The 24927-nt window shown below is 36.1% G+C and carries 23 protein-coding genes; all 23 read right to left on the bottom strand.

What is annotated here, in order from left to right; translation table 11 throughout:
- Positions 1 to 237 precede the first annotated feature (237 nt).
- The 23 genes from AC6HVZ_RS08805 to AC6HVZ_RS08695 all read right to left on the bottom strand — a co-directional run bounded on the left by AC6HVZ_RS08805 (position 238) and on the right by AC6HVZ_RS08695 (position 24923).
- Positions 238 to 801 (bottom strand): outer spore coat protein CotE, encoded by a 564-nt coding sequence (locus AC6HVZ_RS08805; protein WP_497557777.1) that lies wholly within the window; start codon positions 799 to 801, stop codon positions 238 to 240.
- A gap of 177 nt (positions 802 to 978) precedes the next feature.
- Positions 979 to 1407 carry a YlbF/YmcA family competence regulator gene (locus AC6HVZ_RS08800; protein ID WP_497557776.1) on the bottom strand — a complete coding sequence of 143 codons (429 nt, stop codon included), beginning with the start codon at positions 1405 to 1407 and terminating at the stop codon, positions 979 to 981.
- A 1-nt stretch (position 1408) separates the two neighbouring features.
- Entirely contained in the window at positions 1409 to 2989 is a 1581-nt protein-coding gene (miaB, locus tag AC6HVZ_RS08795) for a tRNA (N6-isopentenyl adenosine(37)-C2)-methylthiotransferase MiaB (RefSeq protein WP_497557775.1), read from the bottom strand.
- Between the two features lie 187 nt (positions 2990 to 3176).
- On the bottom strand, positions 3177 to 3437 hold the full coding sequence (locus AC6HVZ_RS08790; RefSeq protein ID WP_497557774.1) for a stage V sporulation protein S: 261 nt from the start codon (positions 3435 to 3437) through the stop codon (positions 3177 to 3179).
- Between the two features lie 106 nt (positions 3438 to 3543).
- A complete protein-coding gene (locus AC6HVZ_RS08785) occupies positions 3544 to 4341 on the bottom strand; it encodes a TIGR00282 family metallophosphoesterase (protein ID WP_497557773.1) in 798 nt (265 codons plus the stop codon).
- A gap of 288 nt (positions 4342 to 4629) precedes the next feature.
- Positions 4630 to 6195, bottom strand: a complete 1566-nt coding sequence (gene rny / locus AC6HVZ_RS08780; RefSeq protein WP_497557772.1) for a ribonuclease Y — start codon at positions 6193 to 6195, stop codon at positions 4630 to 4632.
- 231 nt (positions 6196 to 6426) lie between these two features.
- Entirely contained in the window at positions 6427 to 7464 is a 1038-nt protein-coding gene (gene recA, locus AC6HVZ_RS08775) for a recombinase RecA (protein ID WP_497557771.1), read from the bottom strand.
- A gap of 177 nt (positions 7465 to 7641) precedes the next feature.
- A complete protein-coding gene (locus AC6HVZ_RS08770) occupies positions 7642 to 8886 on the bottom strand; it encodes a competence/damage-inducible protein A (protein ID WP_497557770.1) in 1245 nt (414 codons plus the stop codon).
- A complete protein-coding gene (gene pgsA, locus AC6HVZ_RS08765; protein WP_497557769.1) occupies positions 8886 to 9464 on the bottom strand; it encodes a CDP-diacylglycerol--glycerol-3-phosphate 3-phosphatidyltransferase in 579 nt (192 codons plus the stop codon). Before pgsA ends, AC6HVZ_RS08770 begins: the two co-directional genes overlap by 1 nt.
- A 95-nt stretch (positions 9465 to 9559) precedes the next feature.
- Positions 9560 to 10468, bottom strand: a complete 909-nt coding sequence (locus AC6HVZ_RS08760) for a helix-turn-helix domain-containing protein (RefSeq protein ID WP_497557768.1) — start codon at positions 10466 to 10468, stop codon at positions 9560 to 9562.
- 17 nt (positions 10469 to 10485) lie between these two features.
- Complete coding sequence (locus tag AC6HVZ_RS08755) at positions 10486 to 11277, bottom strand: DUF3388 domain-containing protein (RefSeq protein ID WP_497557767.1); 792 nt, start codon at positions 11275 to 11277, stop codon at positions 10486 to 10488.
- Positions 11278 to 11442: 165 nt separating this feature from the next.
- The gene (locus tag AC6HVZ_RS08750; protein WP_497557766.1) at positions 11443 to 11706 is read right to left on the bottom strand and encodes a DUF3243 domain-containing protein; all 264 of its coding nucleotides are present in this window, start codon (positions 11704 to 11706) and stop codon (positions 11443 to 11445) included.
- Positions 11707 to 11794: 88 nt separating this feature from the next.
- Positions 11795 to 12511 carry an elongation factor P 5-aminopentanone reductase gene (gene ymfI, locus AC6HVZ_RS08745; RefSeq protein ID WP_497557765.1) on the bottom strand — a complete coding sequence of 239 codons (717 nt, stop codon included), beginning with the start codon at positions 12509 to 12511 and terminating at the stop codon, positions 11795 to 11797.
- 9 nt (positions 12512 to 12520) lie between these two features.
- Complete coding sequence (gene yfmH, locus AC6HVZ_RS08740; protein ID WP_497557764.1) at positions 12521 to 13804, bottom strand: EF-P 5-aminopentanol modification-associated protein YfmH; 1284 nt, start codon at positions 13802 to 13804, stop codon at positions 12521 to 12523.
- Positions 13797 to 15086: an EF-P 5-aminopentanol modification-associated protein YfmF gene (yfmF, locus tag AC6HVZ_RS08735; RefSeq protein WP_497557763.1), complete on the bottom strand. Its 1290-nt coding sequence runs from the start codon at positions 15084 to 15086 to the stop codon at positions 13797 to 13799. The genes yfmH and yfmF overlap by 8 nt, the downstream gene beginning before the upstream one ends.
- A gap of 210 nt (positions 15087 to 15296) precedes the next feature.
- Positions 15297 to 16250 carry an ABC transporter permease gene (locus AC6HVZ_RS08730; protein WP_497557762.1) on the bottom strand — a complete coding sequence of 318 codons (954 nt, stop codon included), beginning with the start codon at positions 16248 to 16250 and terminating at the stop codon, positions 15297 to 15299.
- Positions 16251 to 17300: an ABC transporter permease gene (locus AC6HVZ_RS08725; protein WP_497557761.1), complete on the bottom strand. Its 1050-nt coding sequence runs from the start codon at positions 17298 to 17300 to the stop codon at positions 16251 to 16253.
- Complete coding sequence (locus AC6HVZ_RS08720) at positions 17287 to 18825, bottom strand: ABC transporter ATP-binding protein (RefSeq protein ID WP_497557760.1); 1539 nt, start codon at positions 18823 to 18825, stop codon at positions 17287 to 17289. The genes AC6HVZ_RS08725 and AC6HVZ_RS08720 overlap by 14 nt, the downstream gene beginning before the upstream one ends.
- Before the next feature lie 178 nt (positions 18826 to 19003).
- Positions 19004 to 20122 carry a BMP family lipoprotein gene (locus AC6HVZ_RS08715; RefSeq protein ID WP_497557759.1) on the bottom strand — a complete coding sequence of 373 codons (1119 nt, stop codon included), beginning with the start codon at positions 20120 to 20122 and terminating at the stop codon, positions 19004 to 19006.
- Positions 20123 to 20223: 101 nt separating this feature from the next.
- Positions 20224 to 20949 carry a GntR family transcriptional regulator gene (locus AC6HVZ_RS08710; protein ID WP_497557758.1) on the bottom strand — a complete coding sequence of 242 codons (726 nt, stop codon included), beginning with the start codon at positions 20947 to 20949 and terminating at the stop codon, positions 20224 to 20226.
- Positions 20950 to 21521: 572 nt separating this feature from the next.
- Positions 21522 to 23783 (bottom strand): FtsK/SpoIIIE family DNA translocase, encoded by a 2262-nt coding sequence (locus tag AC6HVZ_RS08705; RefSeq protein ID WP_497557757.1) that lies wholly within the window; start codon positions 23781 to 23783, stop codon positions 21522 to 21524.
- Between the two features lie 196 nt (positions 23784 to 23979).
- Complete coding sequence (locus AC6HVZ_RS08700; protein WP_497557756.1) at positions 23980 to 24186, bottom strand: YlzJ-like family protein; 207 nt, start codon at positions 24184 to 24186, stop codon at positions 23980 to 23982.
- Positions 24183 to 24923: a ClpP family protease gene (locus tag AC6HVZ_RS08695; RefSeq protein ID WP_497557755.1), complete on the bottom strand. Its 741-nt coding sequence runs from the start codon at positions 24921 to 24923 to the stop codon at positions 24183 to 24185. Before AC6HVZ_RS08695 ends, AC6HVZ_RS08700 begins: the two co-directional genes overlap by 4 nt.
- Positions 24924 to 24927 lie beyond the last annotated feature (4 nt).

Raw genomic sequence — 24927 nt, 5'->3', positions numbered from 1 at the left:
TAGAAAATGAAATTAGCAAACTTGGCAATCGTTAAAGGAATGCTTGAAAGTGAATTTTATTTCCTCACAAACCCTTTTGCTCTAAGGTTAAATCGTTCTGAGTGATGTATTAATTCAGGCGAGAAATTGCTTTTTGTTTATGATGGTATTTGTTGCGAAGTATTACTTATAAAGAAATATGGATAAATTTCTTTACTGCCAAAAAAATTACGAGAGAATTTATCCCTCGTAAGTTTATTAATCTTTTTTACCTAAAAAATCCGGTTTCACATCTTCCAATTCGTCATCTGTCAATTCAAATCCCCATGAATCATCGTCATCGTCATCATTTTCCCATTTTGGATTAACCTTTACCGAAAGTTTTGTTTCGCCAATCACCTGTACAATGAATTCCCGTTCAATTTCAACCACAATTTTATGCCCTTTATTTGATATCTTACATTCCAGGCAGTTTGGCTGTTGTACTACTTTTGCAATAACATCAAACTCATCATTAATGCAATTATCATCTTTGACGGAAAGCGGGATAACATCGGAGTAGGTAACCCTTTCTGTTACTACCTCTGTTTTTGTATTATCGTTATAGGAATACCAAATATTAATGTCATAACTTCCATTAATTTCTACTGTATCTTCTGATTTTTTCTTCGCATTATATAAATGATTAATCACCCAGCACCCTAAAATACTCGTAGGTCTATGTGATGGCGATACCGAGTGGGATTCCTGTGTAAACTTTTTTCCCTTGCCAATAACTGCTTTTGTGATGATTTCTCTATAGTCTTTATCAAGAAAAGTCATAATTACTTTACCTCCTCTTTTTTCATAGTCATTTTATGCAAGACAAACACCTAAAGTGCATAGCTCTTTTATGAAAGAGAGGAAAGTATTAATTATTATACGTTTATTACTGTAAGTCAGCTTTGAGACGAGAAAAAAACCAAGCGGGAAATTCCGTTCCTCACTTGGTTTTTGGTATTAATGACCACAGCTCATGCTGTTTTGTGACTTAGAGCCCGTTTCACCTGCTAAAACATCGCCACCAGTAGATTCAATTACATTGTTTGTAACTTCTCTGGCAATTGTGCCTGATACTAATTGCAATACATCATTAACAACAATTTGTGTCTCTTTAAATTCCTGGACTACTGGAATTTCATCGATTTCTTCTTGAAGCCGTTCAATTTCAGCATCAACTTTTTTTAAAGCTTCTGTTTTTTCATAGGCTTGAAAATTAACAGCTTGTTTTTGTAATGTTTTAATTCGTTGGATTAATTGCTGTACCTTTTTATTTTCGTTTATTTTTGCTTCTACTTGTTTAAATCGGTCAATTTCTTCTGTATTTGCAAGCATTTCTGCTAGTTTTTTTGCTTCATCTAATATTTGTGTACGAGTGTATTCAGCCATGTTAGTTCACCTCAACTGTATTTTCTACCATTATACCATTTAGGGACCATGTTTTCGTTTCAGTTATTTTAACTTCAACTATTTTTCCAATGGCAGATTTCGGTCCTTTAAAGTTGACCAATTTATTTCTTTCTGTATACCCCGCAAGAACATCCGGATCTTTTTTACTTTCGCCTTCAACTAAGACTTTAACAACTTTTTTATCATATGCTTTCATTGATGCTGCTGATTGTTTGTTTACGAGTTCGTTTAAACGGTATAAGCGTTGCTTCTTCACTTCTTCAGGTACATCATCTTTTTTACGTGCTGCCGGGGTACCTTCACGAGGCGAATAAATAAACGTATAGGCTGCTTCAAAACCAACCTCTTCCACTAATGTAATTGTCTCTTCGAATTGCTCTTCTGTTTCATTAGGAAAACCAACAATTATATCTGTAGTAAGCGTTGCATTAGGCATTGCTTTGCGGATTTTACGAACCAGGTCAAGATAATCCTCTCTTGTATACTTCCGATTCATTTTTTTCAATACTTCACTGCTTCCGGATTGTACTGGCAAATGAATATGATCGAGTAAGTTGCCGCCTTGTGCTAATACTTCAATCAAGCGATCGTCAAAGTCCCTCGGGTGTGAAGTTGTAAATCGAACACGTGGTATATCGATTTTACGAATAGCATCCATTAAATCCCCTAAACCATATGTTATGTTTTCGAGATCCTTTCCATATGCATTTACATTTTGACCAAGTAATGTAACTTCCTGGTAGCCCTGTGCAGCTAAATGGCGAATCTCTTGGATAATATCCTCTGGTCGACGGCTACGTTCCTTACCTCGTGTCATTGGAACGATACAGTACGTACAGAATTTATCACAACCATACATAATATTAACCCATGCTTTAATTTTACCTTTACGAGCTTTTGGAAGGTTTTCAATAATGTCACCTTCTTTTGACCATACTTCTACAATCATTTCTTTTCCAAATAATGCCTCTTTTACTAAATGCGGAAGCCGGTGAATGTTATGCGTCCCAAAGATTAAATCAATATGCTGGTGCTTTTTCAAAATACGGTCGACAACAGACTCCTCCTGTGACATACAACCGCAAACACCTATGATTAGATCTGGATTTTCAAGTTTTAAAGGTTTTAAATGACCGATTTCACCAAATACTTTGTTTTCTGCATTTTCTCGAATTGCACATGTATTCAGTAAGATGATATCAGCATCATTTGTATCATTTGTAGATTCATAACCCATTTCTGTTAAAATTCCAGCCATTACTTCCGTATCATGTTCATTCATCTGGCAGCCGTACGTTCGTATCAGGAATTTTTTCCCTTTCCCAATATACTCCATGTCTTCTGGAATTGAAAAATCATAGTGAAATTGAACGTCCTCTTTCCGTCGTTTTCTTGCTTTTTTTATATCTGGTGGCTGATAATTTGATTGGAAGTATTTAGCAATCATATCATCACTTGAAGTATTTTTAATACGATCAATATTATGCTTATCAGAAGTTCCATCATGTGGATTGTCTACTTGTTTTATCTGAGCTTGTTCTTTCCGTTGCGCTTCATTCATCAGTATTCTCCTTTCTACCTAAACATATATAAATATGTATAACTGTACATTAGTAAAGTATAATGCCTTTAGCCAAATTTAACAATACATCTGATATATGCGCAAACAAAAACCCTTCTTGGTTCACAAATTTGACATAAAAATAGTGCTACGCAGGTACGTAACACTATCTAAAAATTAATTTTAATCATCTAGGCTCAATAATCAACTTAATTGCTGTTCGTTCTTCATTATCAATCATAATATCGGTAAAGGCTGGGATACATATTAAATCGACTCCACTTGGTGCCACAAATCCTCTTGCTATGGCAACCGCTTTAACAGACTGGTTTAGTGCCCCTGCTCCGATTGCCTGAATCTCCGCTGAACCACGTTCCCGTAAAACGTTTGCAAGTGCGCCTGCTACTGAATTTGGATTTGATTTTGCTGAAACCTTTAATACATCCATTACTAGTACCTCCCTCATTTGCTATTAGACTTCTATTGCTACTATATTCTTGGGGATGTTAGCTTATTACCTTATTATGCATCAATAATTCAAAACATTCAATAAATCAACTAAAGAATGGATGATCGTCGTTAATTAATATTCGTTCTACATTTGTTGCCTTTCCATTTTTATTATCTATCGTAACAATACAACCATTTAACTGTGTACTACCCTTTTTTGTTATTTCAAAACGTACTGGCATTGAAGTAAGAAATCGTTTCATAACTGCATCTCTTTCTACACCTAAAATTCCATCATAAGGTCCCGTCATTCCCGCATCTGATATATATGCGGTTCCCTCCGGCAAAATACGCTCATCTGCTGTTTGAATATGTGTATGTGTACCAACAACAGCACTTACCCTTCCATCAGCATACCAACCCATTGCCTGTTTCTCACTTGTTGCTTCTGCATGGAAGTCCATAAAAATAATATTCGTGCGTTTTTTCGCTTCCTCTATCAATACATCAGCTTCACGAAATGGGTCGTCACCTGGAGATAGAAATGTTCTCCCTTGTAAATTAATCACAGCTACTTCTACCCCATTAACATTTATAAAAACCATGCCTTTTCCTGGATTGCCAAAGGGGAAATTTGCCGGTCGAATCATGTATTTTGCGTCATCAATAAAATCAAATATTTCTTTTTTATCCCATGTATGGTTACCCATTGTAATAACTTGAGCTCCCCATTCCAAAAATTGTTTATAAATCTTTTCCGTTATTCCTTTTCCAGCTGCTGCGTTTTCACCATTAATAATCGTTACATTTGGTCGGTATTTTTCCTTTAATTTTGGTAGATATTCTTGTACCATATCTCTTCCTGGAGAGCCGACTACATCTCCAATAAATAAAATCTTCATCTTATGATCATCCTAACTTTTTTAATAAGGCTCATTTCGATTTTTTTCTGCTTTTAAATTTTCAGTTGATATAAAATGCGATCTAGCTTTAGTGTGACTTCCTTCCACTTTTTAGAAGATGAGTGCTAATACAGCGCTCCGAAAATACACTACGCTTTCCGCGGGTGGCTGGTGAGCATTGCGCAGTTCTAAACCTTTAAAAAAACAGCTTTTAATTCTAATAGTTTTTCATAACGGATATGTAATGTCATAGTTTATAAAAAAATAAAAGCGACTATATAGCCGCCTTTATTTAGCATATTCAACCGCTCTTGTTTCTCTGATCACAGTTACTTTAATATGACCTGGATAATCGAGCTCTCCCTCTATTCGTTTTCGAATATCCCGTGCAATACGAACAGATTCAATGTCGTCAATTTCATCAGGTTTAACCATAATTCGAATTTCTCTTCCCGCTTGGATGGCAAATGACTTTTCAACACCAGTGAATGATTCAGAAATCTCCTCAAGCTTTTCCAATCGTTTAATATAATTTTCCAATGTCTCACTTCTCGCACCAGGGCGTGCAGCGGATAATGCATCAGCTGCAGCTACCAGAACAGAAATGATGGACGTTGGTTCTTCATCACCATGGTGAGAAGCAATCGAATTAATAACAACCCCATGTTCCTTGTACTTCATTGCCAGCTCTTTACCGATCTCAACATGACTTCCTTCAACTTCATGATCAATTGCTTTACCAATATCATGAAGTAATCCTGCTCGCTTGGCTAATGTAATATCTTCACCTAATTCAGCAGCCAGCAATCCCGAGAGATATGCCACCTCTGTTGAATGCTTCAGGACATTCTGACCATAACTTGTACGATATTTTAGACGGCCAAGTATTTTTACTAAGTCTGGATGCAGTCCATGTACACCAACCTCAAATGTTGTTTCTTCACCAATTTCCCGTATATATTCATCAACCTCACGCCTGGATTTATCCACCATTTCTTCAATTCTTGCAGGGTGAATTCTACCATCTTGAACGAGTTTTTCTAATGCCATACGAGCAGTTTCTCTTCGAATTGGATCAAAACCAGATAAAATTACTGCTTCTGGTGTATCATCGATGATCAAATCAATACCAGTTAACGTTTCCAGTGTTCGTATGTTACGACCTTCACGGCCAATAATACGACCTTTCATCTCATCATTAGGTAGGTTTACAACGGATACAGTTGTTTCTGCAACGTGGTCCGCAGCACAGCGTTGTAAGGCTAACGAAAGAATAGTTTTTGCCTTTTTATCAGCTTCTTCTTTGGCACGATTTTCAGCTTCTTTAATCATTAGTGCCGATTCGTGTGTTACCTCTTGTTCAATGCGCTCTAAAATAATTTGTCTAGCCTGGTCTGTTGTATATCCTGAAATGCGTTCAAGCTCCGTTTGCTGCTCTTTTTTCATAGCTTCCACTTTGCTTTCCATTTCATCAATTTGTTGTTGTTTTTCTGCTAGTGATTGTTCTCTTTTCTCTAACGAAAGTTCACGCTTGTCTAATGTTTCATCTTTTCTATCCAGATTTTCTTCTTTTTGCATTAGACGATTTTCTTGTTTTTGTGCTTCCGCTCGGCGTTCGCGCAATTCTTCTTCTGACTGCTGGCGAAGTTTATGATTCTCATCCTTCGCTTCAAGAAGTGCCTCTTTCTTAGCAGCCTCTGCATTCCGGTGTGCTTCCTCAGCTATTTGTTTAGCCAAGTTTTCAGCACTTGAAATTTTAGCTTCTGCAATCGATTTACGTATCAGATAACCAACAAACAGACCTACGATAAGGATTAAAGCAAGCAAAATGGAGATGATTAAAGGATTGTCCATGATTTCACCTCCTATTGCTATAAAATTGTACAATTCATTATTGTCGGCATGTACCCATTTAAAATGCAAAAATAACAATAAATCTTATAAATAAATTATAAAATTATACATTTTAATTTTAATTGTCTACATAACGAATGTCAAGAAAACGCCACAAGTATTTAATAAAGGATTTGCAGTAAATTAAAAACTTCCTAATTATCAATTGATAATTAGGAAGTTTTTAATTTTTTATACATCAAAGCTTTCCTGACCTATTGCGTCCTCTTTTGCTTCATCTTCTTCATCTAAATTATAATGTTTGCGGATGGCATTGTGGATTTCTTCCATCATTTCCTGATTTTCTTTTAAAAATTGTTTTGCATTTTCACGGCCCTGACCAAGTCTTTCCTCATTATAGGAGTACCACGCTCCACTCTTGAGAACAACATCCAACTCAGACCCGATATCAAGAATTTCACCTTCCTTTGAAATCCCTTCCCCATACATGATATCTACTTCTGCTTGTTTAAATGGTGGTGCTACTTTATTTTTGACTACTTTAATTCTTGCTCTATTTCCAACGATTTCATTACCTTGTTTCAACGTTTCTGCACGGCGCACTTCCAGCCTGACAGATGAATAAAACTTAAGCGCACGTCCACCAGGTGTCGTTTCTGGATTCCCAAACATTACACCTATTTTTTCACGAATTTGGTTAATAAAAATTGCAGTAGTTTTTGATTTGTTAATTGCTCCTGAAAGCTTTCGTAATGCCTGGGACATTAAGCGTGCCTGCAGACCTACATGTGAATCGCCCATTTCCCCTTCAATTTCCGCTTTAGGAACTAATGCAGCAACGGAATCCACAACAATAATATCAACTGCACCACTTCGCACAAGTGCTTCGGCAATTTCTAGGGCTTGTTCGCCTGTGTCAGGCTGTGATAGCAATAATTCCTCAATATCCACACCCAATGCTCTTGCATAGGTAGGATCAAGCGCGTGTTCTGCATCTATAAAAGCAGCTTGTCCGCCTTTTTTTTGTGCTTCAGCTATTGCATGTAATGCTACTGTCGTTTTCCCAGAGGACTCCGGACCGTAAATTTCTATAACTCTACCTCTGGGGTAACCGCCAACTCCTAGCGCTACATCCAATGCTAATGAACCACTGGGCACTGTTGCAATTTTTTGACCCTCCTGTTCACCAAGTTTCATAATAGAGCCTTTGCCAAATTGTTTCTCTATCTGTCTTAACGCCATATCTAAAGCTTGTTTTCTATCACTCACCGTTTTTTCCTCCTTTATTTACCTATTTATATCATACATTGTTTTTGTCGATTTGCCAAGAAAAAAACGAATAAACGTTCTCATATTTTACAGGTGTTTTCACCTGTAAAATAGAATTATAGAGTAGAATAGCATGCTTAAAAAGCAATTTCTTTTACATAATAACCCTGTATTTTGTTATTTTAAGTAGTTAAAAAGAATTTCCAAACCTTTTAATACTGTTTTATGTCTGATTATATTTCGATTACCCTGGAAAGTATATTTTTCAACTAAGGTTTCCCCGTCATTATTGCTGACGGATATGAAAACAGTTCCTATAGGATGACCTTCCACAACGCTCGGACCAGCAATACCTGTAAAACTTATGCCAATAGCAGAACCCAGTTGTTTTCTTACATTTACTGCCATTTCAATTGCACATTCTGCACTAATTGCACCATTGGTTACTAATGTCTCCTCAGAAACTCCAAGCACATCTTGTTTTATTTTTGTATCATAACAGACAATGCCACCAAGACAAACTGCAGATGCACCATTAACCGAAATAAGTTTACTGGTAAATAGCCCTCCGGTTAAGCTCTCTGCTGAGGCTATCTGTTTATTTTGGCTATTTAATAAATTTATTACTCTTTCTTCAAGCGTCTGATCATTAATACCATAAAAGTGATCTCCAACTCTACGAAGAATTTGTTGTTTTGATTTCTCAATTAATCGATCTATTTTTTCCTTCGAATTTTCTTTTGCTGTAAGCCGGATTACAACACCATCATTTTGCGCAAGTGGGGCAATTGTTGGATTGCTCTGTGACTCAATAATATCGCTTAGTTCATGTGTTAGCTTTGATTCACCTATTCCAATAAATTTAAGGACGGTTGATTTAATGATTTCTTTAGTTCCAGTTAGTTTTTGAAGATATGGAAAAACATTATCCGAAGCTAACTGCTTCATTTCTCTAGGAACGCCCGGTAGGAACACCCAGGTTTTAGTATTATGGGTTAGGATCATTCCTGGTGCCATTCCTTCTTTATTTTCAAGCACTTCAGCACCTTTAAAGACACGCGCCTGCTTACGGTTATTAGGCGTCATAACAGTATTTTGCTTATCAAAAAACTGTTGTATCTTCTCCATGGAAGAATGGTGTTCTACTATTTGTAAATCAGATATGCTTTGAAATGCTTCCCGAGTTAAATCATCTTCTGTTGGACCAAGACCACCCGTTATAATTATTATATCTGAACGGCTTTCTGCAAGTGCAAATGTATCTTCCACCCGCTTTAAATTATCTCCCACTACTACATGATTAAAAACATTGATACCATACATAGCTAACTGCTGTGATAACCACTGCGCATTTGTATTTGCTATTTGTCCCAGTAACAATTCTGTACCAACTGCAATAATTTCCGCTTTAGCCTGACTCATTATTTAGAATCCCTCATTACATGCCAATTTTTCACAAAATAATCAATACCAGAGTACACCGTAAAGAATAAAGCTATATATAACATAATGGTTCCAAATGGAAAACCAATGTAGGAAAAAGGAAAATTATGAAGTAATAAGGCCGCTATGGCAATCATTTGTGTAGCTGTTTTTAATTTTCCCATACTTCCTGCCGCTAAAACAATTCCTTCACCGGCAGCAACTAATCTTAGACCGGTTACCGCAAACTCCCTGCTAATAATAACGATCGTTACCCACGCTGGTGCAAATCCCATTTCCACTAATAAGATTAAGGCAGCTGATACAAGTAACTTATCCGCAAGTGGATCTAAAAATTTTCCTAAGTTGGTTACCAGATTATATTTTCTGGCATAGTGACCATCAACCCAATCTGTTGCTGAAGCAATAATAAATATTAAAGCTGCAATAAAATGAGCTACAGGCAACGCTGCATCGCCGATACTCCATTTTCCCCAATCAAATGGAATACTTAATAAAATAATAAAAATTGGAATTAAAAAAATGCGTGATAATGTAATTTTATTTGGTATATTCATCTTTATTTTTCCTCCTATAGCTTGATCCACTAAAACTCTTTTTATATAAGTTATAAAACCCCTCCATATCAGATAAAAGGAAGGGTTTATCTATATTATTCAGTTTCTTGATTAACATCAATCCATATTCTTTGCAGTACAAATTGATTCGGATCAACTGGATACTCTAATTCAATGCCATTTATTTGGACTTTAATATCTGGTGCATGGCCGATATTAAGGTAAATTCGATCTTCCCCGGTCATATCCAATTCCAAAGCTGGCTCTTCTTCGGAAAAGGTTTTACTATAAAACACTTCATCATTTCCATTTTTTACATCCAACCATGAATATCCTTCTGATTCAATTGTTAATAAGACTTCATCTCCTGGATTATTTAATTCAAATACCGATACTGGCGCTGATCCAGTACCTTCTTCTACAAGGGTTAATTCGGACTTAAACCCCTCTTCTGCCTGATCGTCTCCATGCGTTTCCTCAGAATTTGAGCCTTCTGTATCTTTTGATTCTTCATCTTCCGGATTATTGTTTTGCTCCTCTTTATCATCCGGATTTTTAATATAAATATTATCATTTGGTTCTTCTTGTGGGGAGGAATCATCTCCAGACATAGTTTCCTTAATCAGATACCAGCCAACAAAGAAAATACCAATAATTAATAAAACTACAATGATCGTTGGTATGATAGAGAAAATGGCTGGATTTTTGTCAGTTCTATTTTCTTTTCTTGATCGTTGTATCCTTGTATATTGAAGATCGCTTTCCTCTTCAGATTTAGGGATTTCTTCTTTATATTCCTCTAACAGATCGTTTGGATCCAAACCAACAGCATTCGCATATTCTTTAATAAATGCCCGTGCATAAAACTTACCTGGCAGGATTTGAAAGTTCCCTTCTTCAATTGCCAGTAAATACCTTTTCTGAATTTTTGTTGTTTCCTGTAAGCTATCCAAAGAAATATTATTTGCCTCTCTAGCTTCTTTTAATCTTGCACCTATTTCCATAACTAACACCATCCATTTTAAAAATCAAACATAGAAAAGCCATTTTCCTGACCGAATTGTCCTTTTTCTACAGGTTCATATGTAATTTCCTCATCCTCATGGCTGCGTAATTCAATAATGTAATCGAAATCATCCATATTATATTCTGTAGCTTGAACAAAAATATCCGGATGTTCTACGACCTTAATGCTAGGAAGTTGCATGATTTCCCGTATCAGCTGCCAATGTTTTTCATTTGATCGCCTTTTAGATACAACTCCATCGATGATATAAATATTATCTTTATTATATTCTCCTTCAATCAACTGACTTCTAACAGTTTGTTTGAGTAAAGTACTAGAAACAAATAACCAGCGTTTATTGGCACAAACACTTGCAGCTACAACTGATTCCGTTTTACCGACTCTTGGCAATCCGCGTATGCCTATCAACTTATGTCCTTCCTGTTTATATAGCTCAGCCATAAAGTCTACAAGCAATCCTAACTCATCCCGTATAAAACGCACGGTTTTACGGTCACCTGCATCTCTATGAATATACTTGCCATGACGTACGGCCAATTTATCACGTAGCTTTGGTTTTCGAATTTTCGTTACTTTAATTGTGTCCATTGTTTGTAATATTGATTTTAGTCTAGTTATATGTTCATCATATTTTGAAAGAAGCAGCATACCCCTTCTTCCATTTTCAACTCCATTTATTGTAATAATGTTAATTGACAACATTCCTAATAAAGACGAAATATCGCCGAGTAAACCAGGACGGTTCATTTGAATTTCATATTCAAGGTACCATTCTGTTTTTTCCATAATTAACTCCTTTTTTAACATACTTTATTCATGTTAACCAATCCATTTTAAATATGCAATCTATATTCTATAATAAATGATTTTACGACAAGTGAAAAGAGATTAATCACATAAATAAAAAGAAGCTGTATTTTTAGTATACAGCTTCTCTCTTTTGAATAGTACTTATTGACTTGTATTTCCTTGATTTTGTACAAGTTTAACCATTGTATTAGCAATTGCCTGTTGCTCGTCTTCAGAAGCTGCATTCCATAATTCCCGCAGTACGGCTTCTTCATTATTCTTTGCATCAACACTTTGGGAAAGATAGTCTCCTACTTCATGAGCAACATTTTGAATCGTTTGTTGGCTCATCCCCTGTTGCTGTGCAGTTTGCAGCTTATTTGCTAAAAAGCCTTTCCAATTATCGAAATTATCCAGAACTGACATAGATCTGCCTCCTTCAATATTTTACATGTATAGTATTTGATTTTTTCTATTGTTTATACATGTTTTTAAATTGAACTTAGAATGCAGCCTACCAGCCTCCAGTCATATTTATTATTTCTCCTTGAATATAACTGGACTTATCCTCCAGTAAAAAATGCGCAATATGTGCAACTTCACTGGCTTTTCCTGCTCGATTCATAGGTATTTCATTAAATAGTGCTTCCTTTTCCTCATCCGTTAAATTATCATTCATTTTGGTTTCAATAAAACCTGGACTTATCGCATTCACTGAGATACCACTTGGGGCAACCTCTTTTGCCAAAGCTTTTACAAAACTATTCTGAGCACCTTTCACAGAGGAATAAATGACTTCATTACTTGCTCCCTGATCTCCCCAAATAGATGTGATAAATAAAACTTTACCAAATTGTTGTCTGATCATGGCAGGCAGTAAATGCTTTGTAATCATCCAGGGTGCCTTGACATGTAATGTGAGCATCTCATCCATTATCTGTTCAGAGGTATCCTGAAATAAACCAAAATGGGCTGTACCACTTGCGAAAATAATATAATCTACCGGAAAAACCAGTTCAACAAGCAACTTTTTCGTTTCCGTTTCATTCCTCAAATCAGCCTGGATTACTGTCAGCACACAATCATCATTTATTGTGCTCCTGAAAACATCAATCATTTCCCTGTTCTTATTATAATGCAATAATAATTGATAGCCTTCATCTGCCAGTCGCTTGGCAATAGCAATTCCAATATCTCCGCTGGCACCGATAATCAATACATTCTTCCCCATCATAAATCCCTACTCTGCAACGATAGTACATAATGCTAAATTTTCTTCTTTAATCCAACTTTGAACGAATTGATTCGCTTCCTGAAGTGTTAATTTTTGTATTGCCGGAATTACATCAAACAGGTCGATACCCATCGTATTATAATGAATAAATTTATTGGCTATAAACTCTAATGAATTCATCGCCCTTAGAAGCTGACCAATTTTCTTTTTTTGCATTCGCTCAAAAGCTTCAGCAGAAAATGATGCAGTGTTTGTATTCAGTAGTAATTCTTTAACTTTGTCTGCAAATTGATCAGGCTGCTCTGTATTGCTGCCTATTAACGTATAACCAAAGTTTTTCTCCAGGTTTGTTTCATAATGAAAGCTGTCATCAATAAGATTTCCATTATATAGCTCTTGATAAAATGAACCACCTTTTGAAAAATAATAATCAAGAATCATACTTTGAAGGAGATCTCTAATTAAAAATTCATCTTTTGTTAATGCAGTGGCAGATTCCTTAATTCCAATTGTACATTTCGGAATGGATACTGGCATTATAATCTCATTTTTCTTCTTAGCGACCTCTGCAGGCTCTTCTGGAAATTCTCTTTCAATAGCATTCATTTTTTTGAAATCCTTGGATTGCTGATTATTTCTAATTAAATCCATCATGCTTTTGGCATCAAAGTTTCCAGCAATAAACAAAGTCATATTTCCCGGATGGTAAAAAGTGTTATAACACGTATACAAGTCATCTTTTGTGATGGAATTAATTGATTCTACTGTACCTGCAATATCGATATTTACCGGATGATTCTTGAATAGACCTTTAATTGTTCCCATAAATGACTGCCAGTCCGGCTGATCATCATACATTTTAATTTCTTGTGCAATAATACCTTTTTCTTTTTCAACGGATTGCTCGGAAAAGTAAGGATCCTGAACAAAATCTATTAGTGTTTCCACGTTTTTTTCAATATGATTTGTTGCCGAAAATAGATAAGCCGTTTTTGTAAATGATGTATATGCATTTGGCGAGGCACCTTGTCTGCCAAAATCAGCAAACACATCGCGGTCCTTTTTCTCGAATAATTTATGTTCCAAAAAGTGTGCTACACCTTCTGGAACAGTGACTGCAACCTCTTCTCCAATGGGAATAAAGGTTTGGTCTATGGAGCCGTAATTTGTTGAAAATAAACCATATGTTTTTGCCATTTCTTGTTTAGGAAATAAAAATACATTTAACCCGTTATCCAGTTTCTCGGAATATATCGTCTCAGCTATTGACTTATATGTTTGTTCATTCATTAGATGCGCCTCCCTCATTTGTTAGTAAATATACCGTATCTTCTTCTATTTTAGCTGCAAGCTTAATAACGTCATCTTTGGTTACTTTTTTGATGTTTTCTATGATTTGTTCAGGGGAAGTTTTTTTCTCCGCTAAAACCTGTTGATACAAGAGCTCAATTAATCCTTGTGGGTGATCAATTGTTTCAAGGACTTGATTTACAATCAAGTCCTTTGTTTCACCCATTTCCTCTTCCGTAAAATCCCCATCTTTCATTGCAGTTAACTGCAATTTAATAATCTCTCTTGCTTGTTCAAAATCAGCTGGTGCAATACCACTGAACAACAGCAATAAACCTTTTTGACTTTCAATACGAGAAGCAGCATAGTATGCAAGGCTATTTTTTTCCCGCACATTAATAAATAGTTTAGAACTTGGAAATCCACCGAAAAGTCCATTAAATACTTGCAAAGCAAAATAGTCTTCATCACGATACGTAGTATTTGTCCTGTAGCCTATATGCAGCTTTGCCTGTTGGATGTTCTGTTTTTCTATCACTTCCTTCGGCTCGGCTATTTGGTTTTTTTTAGAAGTGCTTTGTTGATTAGTTCCTTTTATTTCGCTTCGTTCCATCGTGGTTCTAATTTTTTCATCGACTATTTTTTCGTTAAAATCACCCAACACATAAATATCCAACAGATCTTCTGTCAGCATTGTTTTATAATATTCATATAAATTTTCAGCAGTTATGGAGCTTAAATCCTCTTCATAGCCATGAACATGTAATTGATAAGGCTCACCTTCGCACATTTCATCAATTAATCGCATATTTGCATAGCTCATTTTATCATCTTTTATTGCATTCATTTTTTGTTTTAATGTAGCTTTTTCGCGGTTTATTATATTTTCATCAAAGGCTTTATTGGAAGCATTTGGCTGAAATATAAGCTCACGGAATAAAGCTAAACCATCATCCAAAATGGCTGATTCCTCCGGGATGAATTTCTCATTGGCCAGCTCCAGACGAAAACTAATGACGTGACTTTCCCCTTTTTTTGACCCATCAACCGAAAGTATTGCCCCATACAATTCATCCAGTTTCAGTTGCAGATCCTTCCTGCTTAGGTAGCTTTTTGTTCCCTGTTTTAAAACATATGGGAGTAAGGCTCTTTTGGTTATGGTTTCACGCCTCAACGGTGCTTTTAATTTTGCAACTATGTTTATCGTTTTATACTTATTACTTTGGATAAAATGGATGTTCAAGCCATTTTTACTCATCACTTTTTCTTCGATTTTATTCATTAAATATCCTCCAGTACATTATTATCTAGTTTATTCTGCACATATTTACCATTTATCATCCATTATACGGTTAGAAAACTTGGTTGTCACCATGTTCTTAGATGACAGCACAAAGCCTGCACTTATGCAGTAAGAAGTATTTTATGCTTTCTTAACTGCCAAAAAAAAACTGACTTGCTATGAATACATAACAAGTCAATCCAGTATTTTCTATCTACTTCCTTTAATATATGGTTCTCCATTTGCTCGTGGTGCTTCTGCACGACCGATAAATCCAGCTAACGCAAGAATGGTTAATACATATGGAGCAATAAGTAAGAATACCTGTGGTACACTTTCAAGAAGTGGTATACTGCCACCAATCACACTTAGACTTTGGGCAAATCCAAAGAACAGTGCAGCTCCCATCGCTCCTAATGGATGCCACTTTCCAAAAATAACTGCTGCTAAAGCCATAAAACCCTGTCCTACAATCGTAGAATGCGAGAAATTCGATACAATGGTTAGCGCAAATACTGAACCTCCCAAACCGCCTAATGCACCGGAGAGAATTACTGCAATATAACGCATTTTATAAACATTTATTCCGTTTGTATCTGCGGCCATTGGATGTTCACCAACAGCTCGTAGTTGCAAGCCAAATGGCGTTTTATATAAAACATACCAGGCTGTAAAGGCTAATAGAATAGCTATATACGAGGTTACATAAATACCTTGAAAGAAGACCGGTCCCAGTAATGGTATGTCAGCTAAAACTGGAATATCCGTTCTGAAAAAGGGCTCTTGAACCATATCGGTTTGGCCTTTTCCGTACCATTGCTTTGTTAAATATACACCTACACCTAAAGCTAACATGTTAATTGCCACACCACTGACAACCTGGTTTGCATTAAAAGATACAGATGCTACAGCATGTATAACGGAAAACATGGCACCAATAATGCATGCAACTATAATAGAAATCCACGGTGTCCATGATCCAAATACATCAGCAAATGTAAGATTGAATACAATTCCGACAAATGCTCCCATTACCATTAACCCTTCTAAACCAATATTTACTACTCCAGAACGTTCACTGAACACTCCGCCAAGCGCCGTTAATATTAGGGGAGCTGAATAAAATAGTACGGTTGGAATAAGTGATTGTAATAACTCAATCATTTAGTTCCCCTCCTTTTTAAAACGAAGTAAGATCCAGCGAATAATATAACTGGAGGCAACAAAGAAAATAATAAGAGCAATAATAATATCAACCAATTCAGTTGGTACACCAGCACCAGTAGGCATTTGTCCTGCCCCTTCTTTTAACACACCGAACAAAATTGCTGCAAACACAACCCCTAATGCAGTGTTTGCTCCGAGTAAAGCAACAGCAATTCCATCAAATCCCAGGTTTGTAAACCCTGACATAACAGAAATTGTGCCATATGTGCCGAGTCCTTCCATAGCACCAGCCAATCCTGCAAATGCACCTGCAATGACCATGGATAAGATAATATTTTTACTAACATTCATTCCAGCGTATTTAGATGCATGTTGATTGAATCCGACAGATTTTAATTCATAACCAATTGTGGTTCGTTGAATAAGAAACCACATGATTATAGCAGCGAATAATGCAATTAAAATACCATAATGCATTCGGGAAAAATACGTTATGCCTTGCAGCCATTCAGATGCTAACGATGCTGAAGGATGTATAGATTCTGTTGTAGTTTTCTGATCAGTTAATACACTTCTGATGATTTCATTTGCAGAAAATAGAGCAATATAATTCATCATGATTGTAACAATTACTTCATGAACACCTAATTTTGCTTTTAAAATTCCTGGTATAAATCCCCAAAACGCACCAGCTATGATAGCTGCAAAGATTGCTAAAGGCAAATGAATAATCATAGGAGCATCTAAGGCTAATCCTACCCAAACTGCTGCCAGCCATCCAGCGATAACTTGTCCTTCTGCACCAATATTAAATAATCCAGTACGAAATGCAAATGCGACAGCGAGACCTGTGAGGATTAAAGGCGTAATTCGTCTAACTGTTTCCCCTATTGTAAAGGCATCACCAAATGCACCATTCCAAAGTGCTGTATATCCTATGACCGGGTTATACCCTGAGACAAGCATAATGATTGCTCCAACAATTAAGCCAAGTAAAACCGAAATAATTGGTATTAAAATGGTGAATAACTTATTATTTTGTGTCATTTGCTTCACCTGCCCCATTTATATGACTGCCTGCCATTAAAAGTCCAAGCTCCTGTTCATTCGTATCCTCTGGTCTTAGATTTGCCACAATCTTACCGTCAAACATGACAGCGATTCGATCACTGACATCGAGAATTTCATCTAACTCAAAAGAGACTAATAAAACAGCTCGTCCTTTATCCCGTTCTTCGATTAACTTTTTATGGATAAATTCAATTGCTCCAACGTCTAATCCTCTTGTAGGCTGTGCTGCAATCAGTAAATCAGGTGAACGATCTATTTCACGACCTATAATGGCTTTTTGCTGATTACCTCCTGAAAGCGATCTTGCTTTTGAAAATTCGCTTGGTGTTCGAACATCAAATTCATCTATTAATTCTTTTGCTTTCTGATAAATTTCTTTATAATTTAGGACTGTCGCTTTGGAAAATGGTTTCTGATAATATGTTTGCAGAACTATATTTGCTCCAATCGGATAATCTAGCACGAGTCCATATTTATGACGATCTTGCGGAATATGCCCAATACCACTTTCAGTAACTTTTCGTGGAGATAAATTTTTTATGTTTTTGTTGTTTAGTGTTATAGAACCGGATTCGCTTTTCTTTAATCCTGTGATCGCTTCAATTAATTCAGTCTGACCATTTCCATCTATACCTGCTATCCCAACAATTTCACCAGCATGTATATCAAGGTGCAAATCCTTAACCATTTCTACTTTTCGGGAATCTTTTACAACAAGATTTGCTACTTTCAATACGATATCCTTTGGTTCTGCTGGCTTCTTAACTGTTTTAAAAATCACATCCCGCCCTACCATAAGTGATGCTAACTCGGTAACACTTGTTTCTGCAACATTTACAGTACCAATGCCTTTTCCCTTACGTATAACGGTACAGCGATCACAGACCTGCATGATTTCTTTCAATTTATGTGTAATTAGAATGATAGATTTTCCTTCTGCAATTAATGAATTCATTATTTCGATAAGTTCATTAATTTCCTGAGGGGTTAATACAGCTGTAGGTTCGTCAAAAATCAGCACTTTTGCACCACGATAAAGGGTTTTTAATATTTCTACTCGTTGCTGCATTCCAACCGAAATATCACTTATTTTTGCAGTAGCATCTACTTTAAGCCCGTATTTATCCGATAATTCCTGAACTTCTTTCTCAGCCTTTTTAATATCAATTTTACCCCTTTTGGTGGGTTCACTACCTAGAATAATATTCTGGGTTACGGTAAACGGTTCTACTAGCATAAAATGCTGATGAACCATCCCAATCCCCAAATCATTAGCTATATTAGGATTCGTAATATTTACTTTCTTTCCATTTACACGAATTTCTCCTTTTTCCGGTTGATATAAACCAAAGAGTACATTCACCAGGGTAGATTTACCAGCACCATTTTCACCTAATAATGCATGAATCTCTCCCTTTTTTAATTGAATCGTTATATTATCATTTGCGACAATGCCCGGGAATTCCTTTCGAATGTTTATCATTTCAATTACATATTCCACTAATATTCACCCCTTTTTGAGCACGTTATTATAAAATAATGTTTTAGAAAATTGTCAAATAAAAAGGACAATTTAAAAATTATCCCCTTTATTTGAAAACTTTTTTTAGACTTGCGCTTACTTATTGCAACATATTAATTACGGAAAAGGCTGATAGAATCAGCCTTTTTCAATTGTATTAAAGTGAGTCTACAAAGATTTGCGTTTCTTCACGTGTTTGAGGTACATCCACTTCGCCGTTTAGAATTTTTTCTTGCCATTCATTAACTGCACTAATGATATCTTCCGTCATTGCTTCTTCGTTTGTTGAAGCTACACTTATCGCATCTTCTTCCAGACCAAATTCTAATAATTCTCCACCAGGGAATTCACCATTCATTGCTTGATTAGCTACATCTTGAACAGCTACATCTACACGTTTCACCATGGAAGTTAACGTAACATTATAATCATCAATTATTCCCTCATCATGCTGGTCACGATCTACCCCAATAACCCAGATTTCACGTTCAGGATCATTTTGTTTAAGATCTTTTGCTTCATTAAACACACCATTTCCAGTACCACCAGAAGCATGGTAAATAATATCAATATCGTTATTGTACATGTTTGAGGCAATGATTTTACCCTTTGCAGGATCTCCAAATGATTCTGCATATTCTACTTCCACTTCAATATCTGGATTAACAGATTTGGCACCCGCGATAAAACCTGATTCAAATTTATTAATTAAAGGAGAATCAATTCCACCAACAAATCCAAGTTTATTCGTTTTCGTTTTTTCTGCAGCAGCTACACCAACCAAAAACGAGCCTTGATGTTCTTTAAATAGGATGCTCACTCCATTTGGTGCATCAATTGTATCATCAACTAAAGCAAAGTTTGTATCAGGGTACTGTTCAGCAACTTTTTGAAGATCTTCTTTCAATTCAAAGCCAATTCCAAAAACTAAATTGTACTCCTCACGAATAAGACGATTAAGGTTTGGTATATAATCAGCTTTTTCATCTGATTGAGCATAGTCTATACCATTACCTTTTGTAAGCCCTTGCTCTTCACCCCAAGCAGTTAAACCTTCCCATGCTGATTGGTTAAATGATTTATCGTCTACACCACCAATATCTGTTACCATCGCAGCACTAAAATCTGATGATTCTTTTTCATCTGATGCTTCGTTGTCAGAACCACTGTCAGTATTTCCGTTTCCTTCATCAGATTCTCCGCCACCACAAGCTGTTAAAATCATACCAATGCAAAACAGTAAAGCAAACATTAAAATAAATTTACGATTTTTCAATCTAAATACCCCCGTTTTGGATAAAATTAATTTTTTTAATTCATAAAGCTGATATAACCTTCTTTAAAAAATCACCTCCTAAAAGCCTCCAAAATATCCCTTTACATCCGTTTCCTAAGAACATGAAAGCTGAACACATCCGAGCGAAAATAGTTGGAGGAATATAATACGGGTTCATCGTCAGCTGTATAGTGCATTTGCTTTAATAATAGTAATGATTGTTCAGGATCACAGTTCAAAATATCATAAATCCGTTCATGATAGCCTATCGGTTCGATATAGGTAACAGCATAGGCGATGTGTTTATCTGCGTATTCCTCCATTAACTTGAATAACGAATCCACCCTATGCACACGATCCAGTGGTATCAAATTTTCCGGTACCTTATCAATGCAAAACACCACTGGTTTATTATCAGCTGTACGAACTCTTTCAATTTTCGCAAGCGAACCAAGCTTTTTAGGTGAGAATCTTTTACGTTCTTCTTCAGTTGCCTCAAGAATTTCTGTGGTTAAGTACTGCGAGCCCGCAGTTTTTCCTGATTGCTCTATCATATAAGTAACACTATTTAATTGCTCTATGCCAGACGAATAAATCGGCTTTGGATTAACGAAAGTACCTACACCATGACGCCGTCGGACTACATTTTCTTCCTCTAATATGCGTAAGGCCTCTCTTAAGGTTGCACGTGACACTCCTAATTGCTTTGACAATTGAAATTCAGATGGCAGTTTTTCTCTTTCTTTATATTTACCGCTTTCAATATCTCGTTTAATCTCATCAATTACTTGCAAATATAAATGTCTTGAATCCGTTTTAATCGACATGTAGCCCCCCCTTGATTAATAGTCTTCAAATTAACTATAGAGATCTGACCTCTGACGTATGACTATTTTGTCCGTCATTAATATACCACTATTACTAAAATAATTAAATAGAAATAGGAAGTTTTCTTCATGTTTTTTCATTTCCTCTTAATTTTACCATTTTCTTATCATTAAATACGAAAAACTAAAAAAGACAGTATGTTCCATCTAATATGGAACACACTGCCTTTTTCTATTAGAGGATGTTCAAAAAGTCCAGTAAAAATGACATATTGGGATAAGGGGTCTTCGACTAAGTACCGACACCACGTCCTTGAAAAAGAAAAGTACTGTTTCTACATGCGTTGTGTATCCGCTGAAGCTTTGCTTGTCCTGTTTCGAACGTCGAAGTCACCACACACTACACGTGAAACTCGTTGGTTTGCTTTTTTTGCTCCTTGGAAAGGAATAACATTTTCCTGCATGCTAGATTCTTCACGGATTAATTGCATACGTTCCGGTACTGGAACTACGCTGCCGCGAACATCTCGATCCTTTTATCCTCCTATTTGAACACGTACTGTCAGTAATCTTTAGGATGATCGTTCCTCATTGGATTGTGAAATCAATACTGTTCTGGGTTTACTTCCTTCATATGGGCCGACTATCCCTCTATCTTCCATTGCATCAATTAGCCTTGCAGCACGTGTATAACCGATTCTAAACCTGCGCTGGAGCATTGAAACACTAGCACTTTGCATTTCTGTTATCAATTGAACGGCATCATCATATAGTTCATCAGCTACTTCTTCAGAAACCTCATTTGTATCCTCTGGTATCATTTCTTCCTGATAAGAAGCCTTTTGCTGTTCAATACAATGATCAACTATCCTCTCTACTTCCTCATCAGATAGAAATGCTCCTTGAACTCTCATAGGTTTAGATTGTCCAACGGGAAGAAATAACATATCTCCTCTGCCTAATAGCTTCTCGGCTCCACCAGAATCAAGTATTGTACGGGAATCTGTTTGCGATGAAACACTAAAGGCAATCCGGGAGGGAATATTTGCTTTAATAATACCAGTAATAACATCAACAGACGGACGCTGCGTAGCTATAATTAAATGAATACCAGCAGCACGAGCCATTTGTGCGAGTCGTGTAATAGCGTCTTCTACATCATTTGATGCTACCATCATTAAATCTGCCAGTTCATCTACCAGCACAACAATATATGGCAGATTGGGCTGTATTTCATCAGAAGTTAGATTATATTTACGTATATATTCATTATATCCTTCTATATTACGAGTACCTGTATCCGAAAATAATTCATATCTCCTTTCCATCTCAGAAACTACTTTTTGCAGTGCTCTTGATGCTTTTTTCGGATCTGTTACTACAGGTGCAAGTAAATGTGGAATTCCATTATAGACATTCAACTCTACCTTTTTCGGGTCGATCATCATCATTTTTACTTCGTGTGGCTTTGTCCGCATTAAAATGGTTGTAATTATTCCGTTAACACACACACTTTTACCACTTCCAGTTGCTCCGGCAATTAATAGATGCGGCATTTTATTCAACTCTGCCATAACGGCATCCCCAGAAATATCCCTTCCTAGTGCGAATAATAACTTGGATACCTGTTTATTCAATGTGCTATCCAGTACCTCACGGAGCGAGACCATCGCAATTTCCTGATTCGGGACTTCTATACCAACTGCAGATTTTCCTGGAATGGGTGCTTCTATACGAATATCTTTAGCGGCCAGTGCAAGAGCAAGATCATCATGCAAGCTAACTATTTTACTTACCTTCACACCTGCCTCTGGATATACTTCATATTTTGTAACAGCAGGTCCTACATGTACTTTGGTTATTTTCGCTTTAACTCCAAAACTAGTAAAGGTTCTCTCAAGCTTTCTTACTGTTGCCTGTATATGCGACTTTTCCTGATGTTGTGAGTTATGTGCAGGCTCTGCTAATAAATCAGGTGAAGGCAATACATATTCATAGTTTTCCGGCTCGGTCATTGGCATATTTTCTAAATTAATATCTGCTTGTTTATCTTCTTCTGGATTATCATTTTCAGGATGTTCTACTAATTGCTCACCAGGAGTCGCATAAGCTACATCCGTAAAGTCCTGAATAAATGGTTCTTCACTAATCATTTCATCTTGCTGTGCTTCGGTCTCAACTCGCTTCTCCTTCTTAACATTATTTTTTTCAACTCTAGCACTCTTCCATTTTCCCTGTATACTTTGCATAAATGCTTTCAGCTTTTTTCCTATTTTAGAAAATAAATCTCCTAAAGAAAGTTCTGTCATGAAAATAAGTCCAATCATAATGGAAAACACAGCGACAATTTTTGCTCCAGCTAATGCAAATAAATAATAGCAAAACGAAAATAGAAGAGCACCAACCATACCACCGCCAATTTGACCAGCAGTACCTTGTCCATCGATAAACATAAAGAAATTATCCCAAGTACTTTCGATAATGGAAACATCACCTGAGCTAGTTACTAATCTTTCAAATGTCTGAATATGTGTTAAGAGTAATACGCCAGTAAATAAAATATAAAAACCTACTAGTTTTTTATTTGAAAAATCAGGGTAACGTCTTTTTACAACTAAAAGAACACCGGTAATCAATAAAAAAATCGATGCTGTAAAATACCAAATACCTAAGAAGAAACGAAAGATATGTTCTAATCCGCCTGGAATTGCTCCATCACTAATCGCACTGGCACCACTGCCAAAAATAGCCAGAAAAATAAATAGCAGCCCTAGTAATTCTACTTTCAGCTGTTTTTTCAGTTTAGCTTTTCTTTTTTTTCTTTTTTTTGCCATTTTTTTCACCTCAATTATTTTACAGGCTCGTATACATGAATAGTAAACCCCTGCCTAAAAAGATGGCAAGGGTCTACACTTTATAGTTACATTAAATTATATCATAAATTGAAGCATTATTCAGTGGTAGGATCGTTTCCTTTTTGCTTTATCCTTGTTTTTATTTAGTTGACCTTATGATGAGATCAAGTAAATATTAACGTAAAATAGTTCCTGGTGTGTATTTTTCATTCATAAAATCCTGAGGATCCGTCGAAAGTAGCTGCAATAATTGATAAGATCCTTCAGCAGTTTTCTCTACATATAAAGATTTCCCTTCAAATGAAACACAATATCTGTTTGAATAATCCTCTGCAGACTGTGGGAAAACATCGTATTCAGATAGTGGCGTATATAAGATCATTGGATCACCTGACTTTCTACACTTTTATTATTATTAATTAATTCATTTATCTTCTGCATGGCATCCTGTACTCCACCGACACCATCGATTAATCCATAATCAACAGCATCAGTACCCACAACGTTTGTTCCAATATCTCTTGTTAAATTCCCTTTGGCAAACATAAGATCTTTAAATTTTTCCTCATTTATATTGGAATGATTGACCACAAAGTTAATCACCCTTTCCTGCATCTTATCTAAGTATTCAAAGGTTTGAGGAACTCCAATTACTAGACCCGTTAAACGAATAGGGTGTATTGTCATGGTTGCGGTCGGTACTATATAGGAATAGCTTGTAGCTACTGCAATTGGTACTCCAATTGAGTGACCACCACCTAAAATGATCGAGACAGTCGGTTTTGAAATAGAGGCTATCATTTCTGCAAGTGCAAGTCCTGCTTCAACATCCCCGCCGACTGTATTAAGCAAAATAATTAATCCTTCTATTTTCGGATTTTGTTCAATAGCTATCAGCTGTGGCAATAAATGCTCATATTTAGTTGTTTTATTTTGTGGTGGTAATTGAATATGACCTTCGACTTGTCCGATAATGGAAAGGACATGTATATTTGAATCTGGAGCCTGAGGAATATTTGACTGACCTAATTGCTGTATTTTTTGAACCAATGCAGATGAATTTTGCTGTTGATCTTGATCTTGATTCTGGTCTTCTTTTTTTTCTGTATCTTTATTCATAATT

The sequence above is a fragment of the Oceanobacillus sp. NCCP-135 genome, assembly GCF_059698015.1.
The sequence above is the reverse complement of the archived record's forward strand: the minus strand, read 5'-3'. Positions and strand labels throughout refer to the sequence as shown.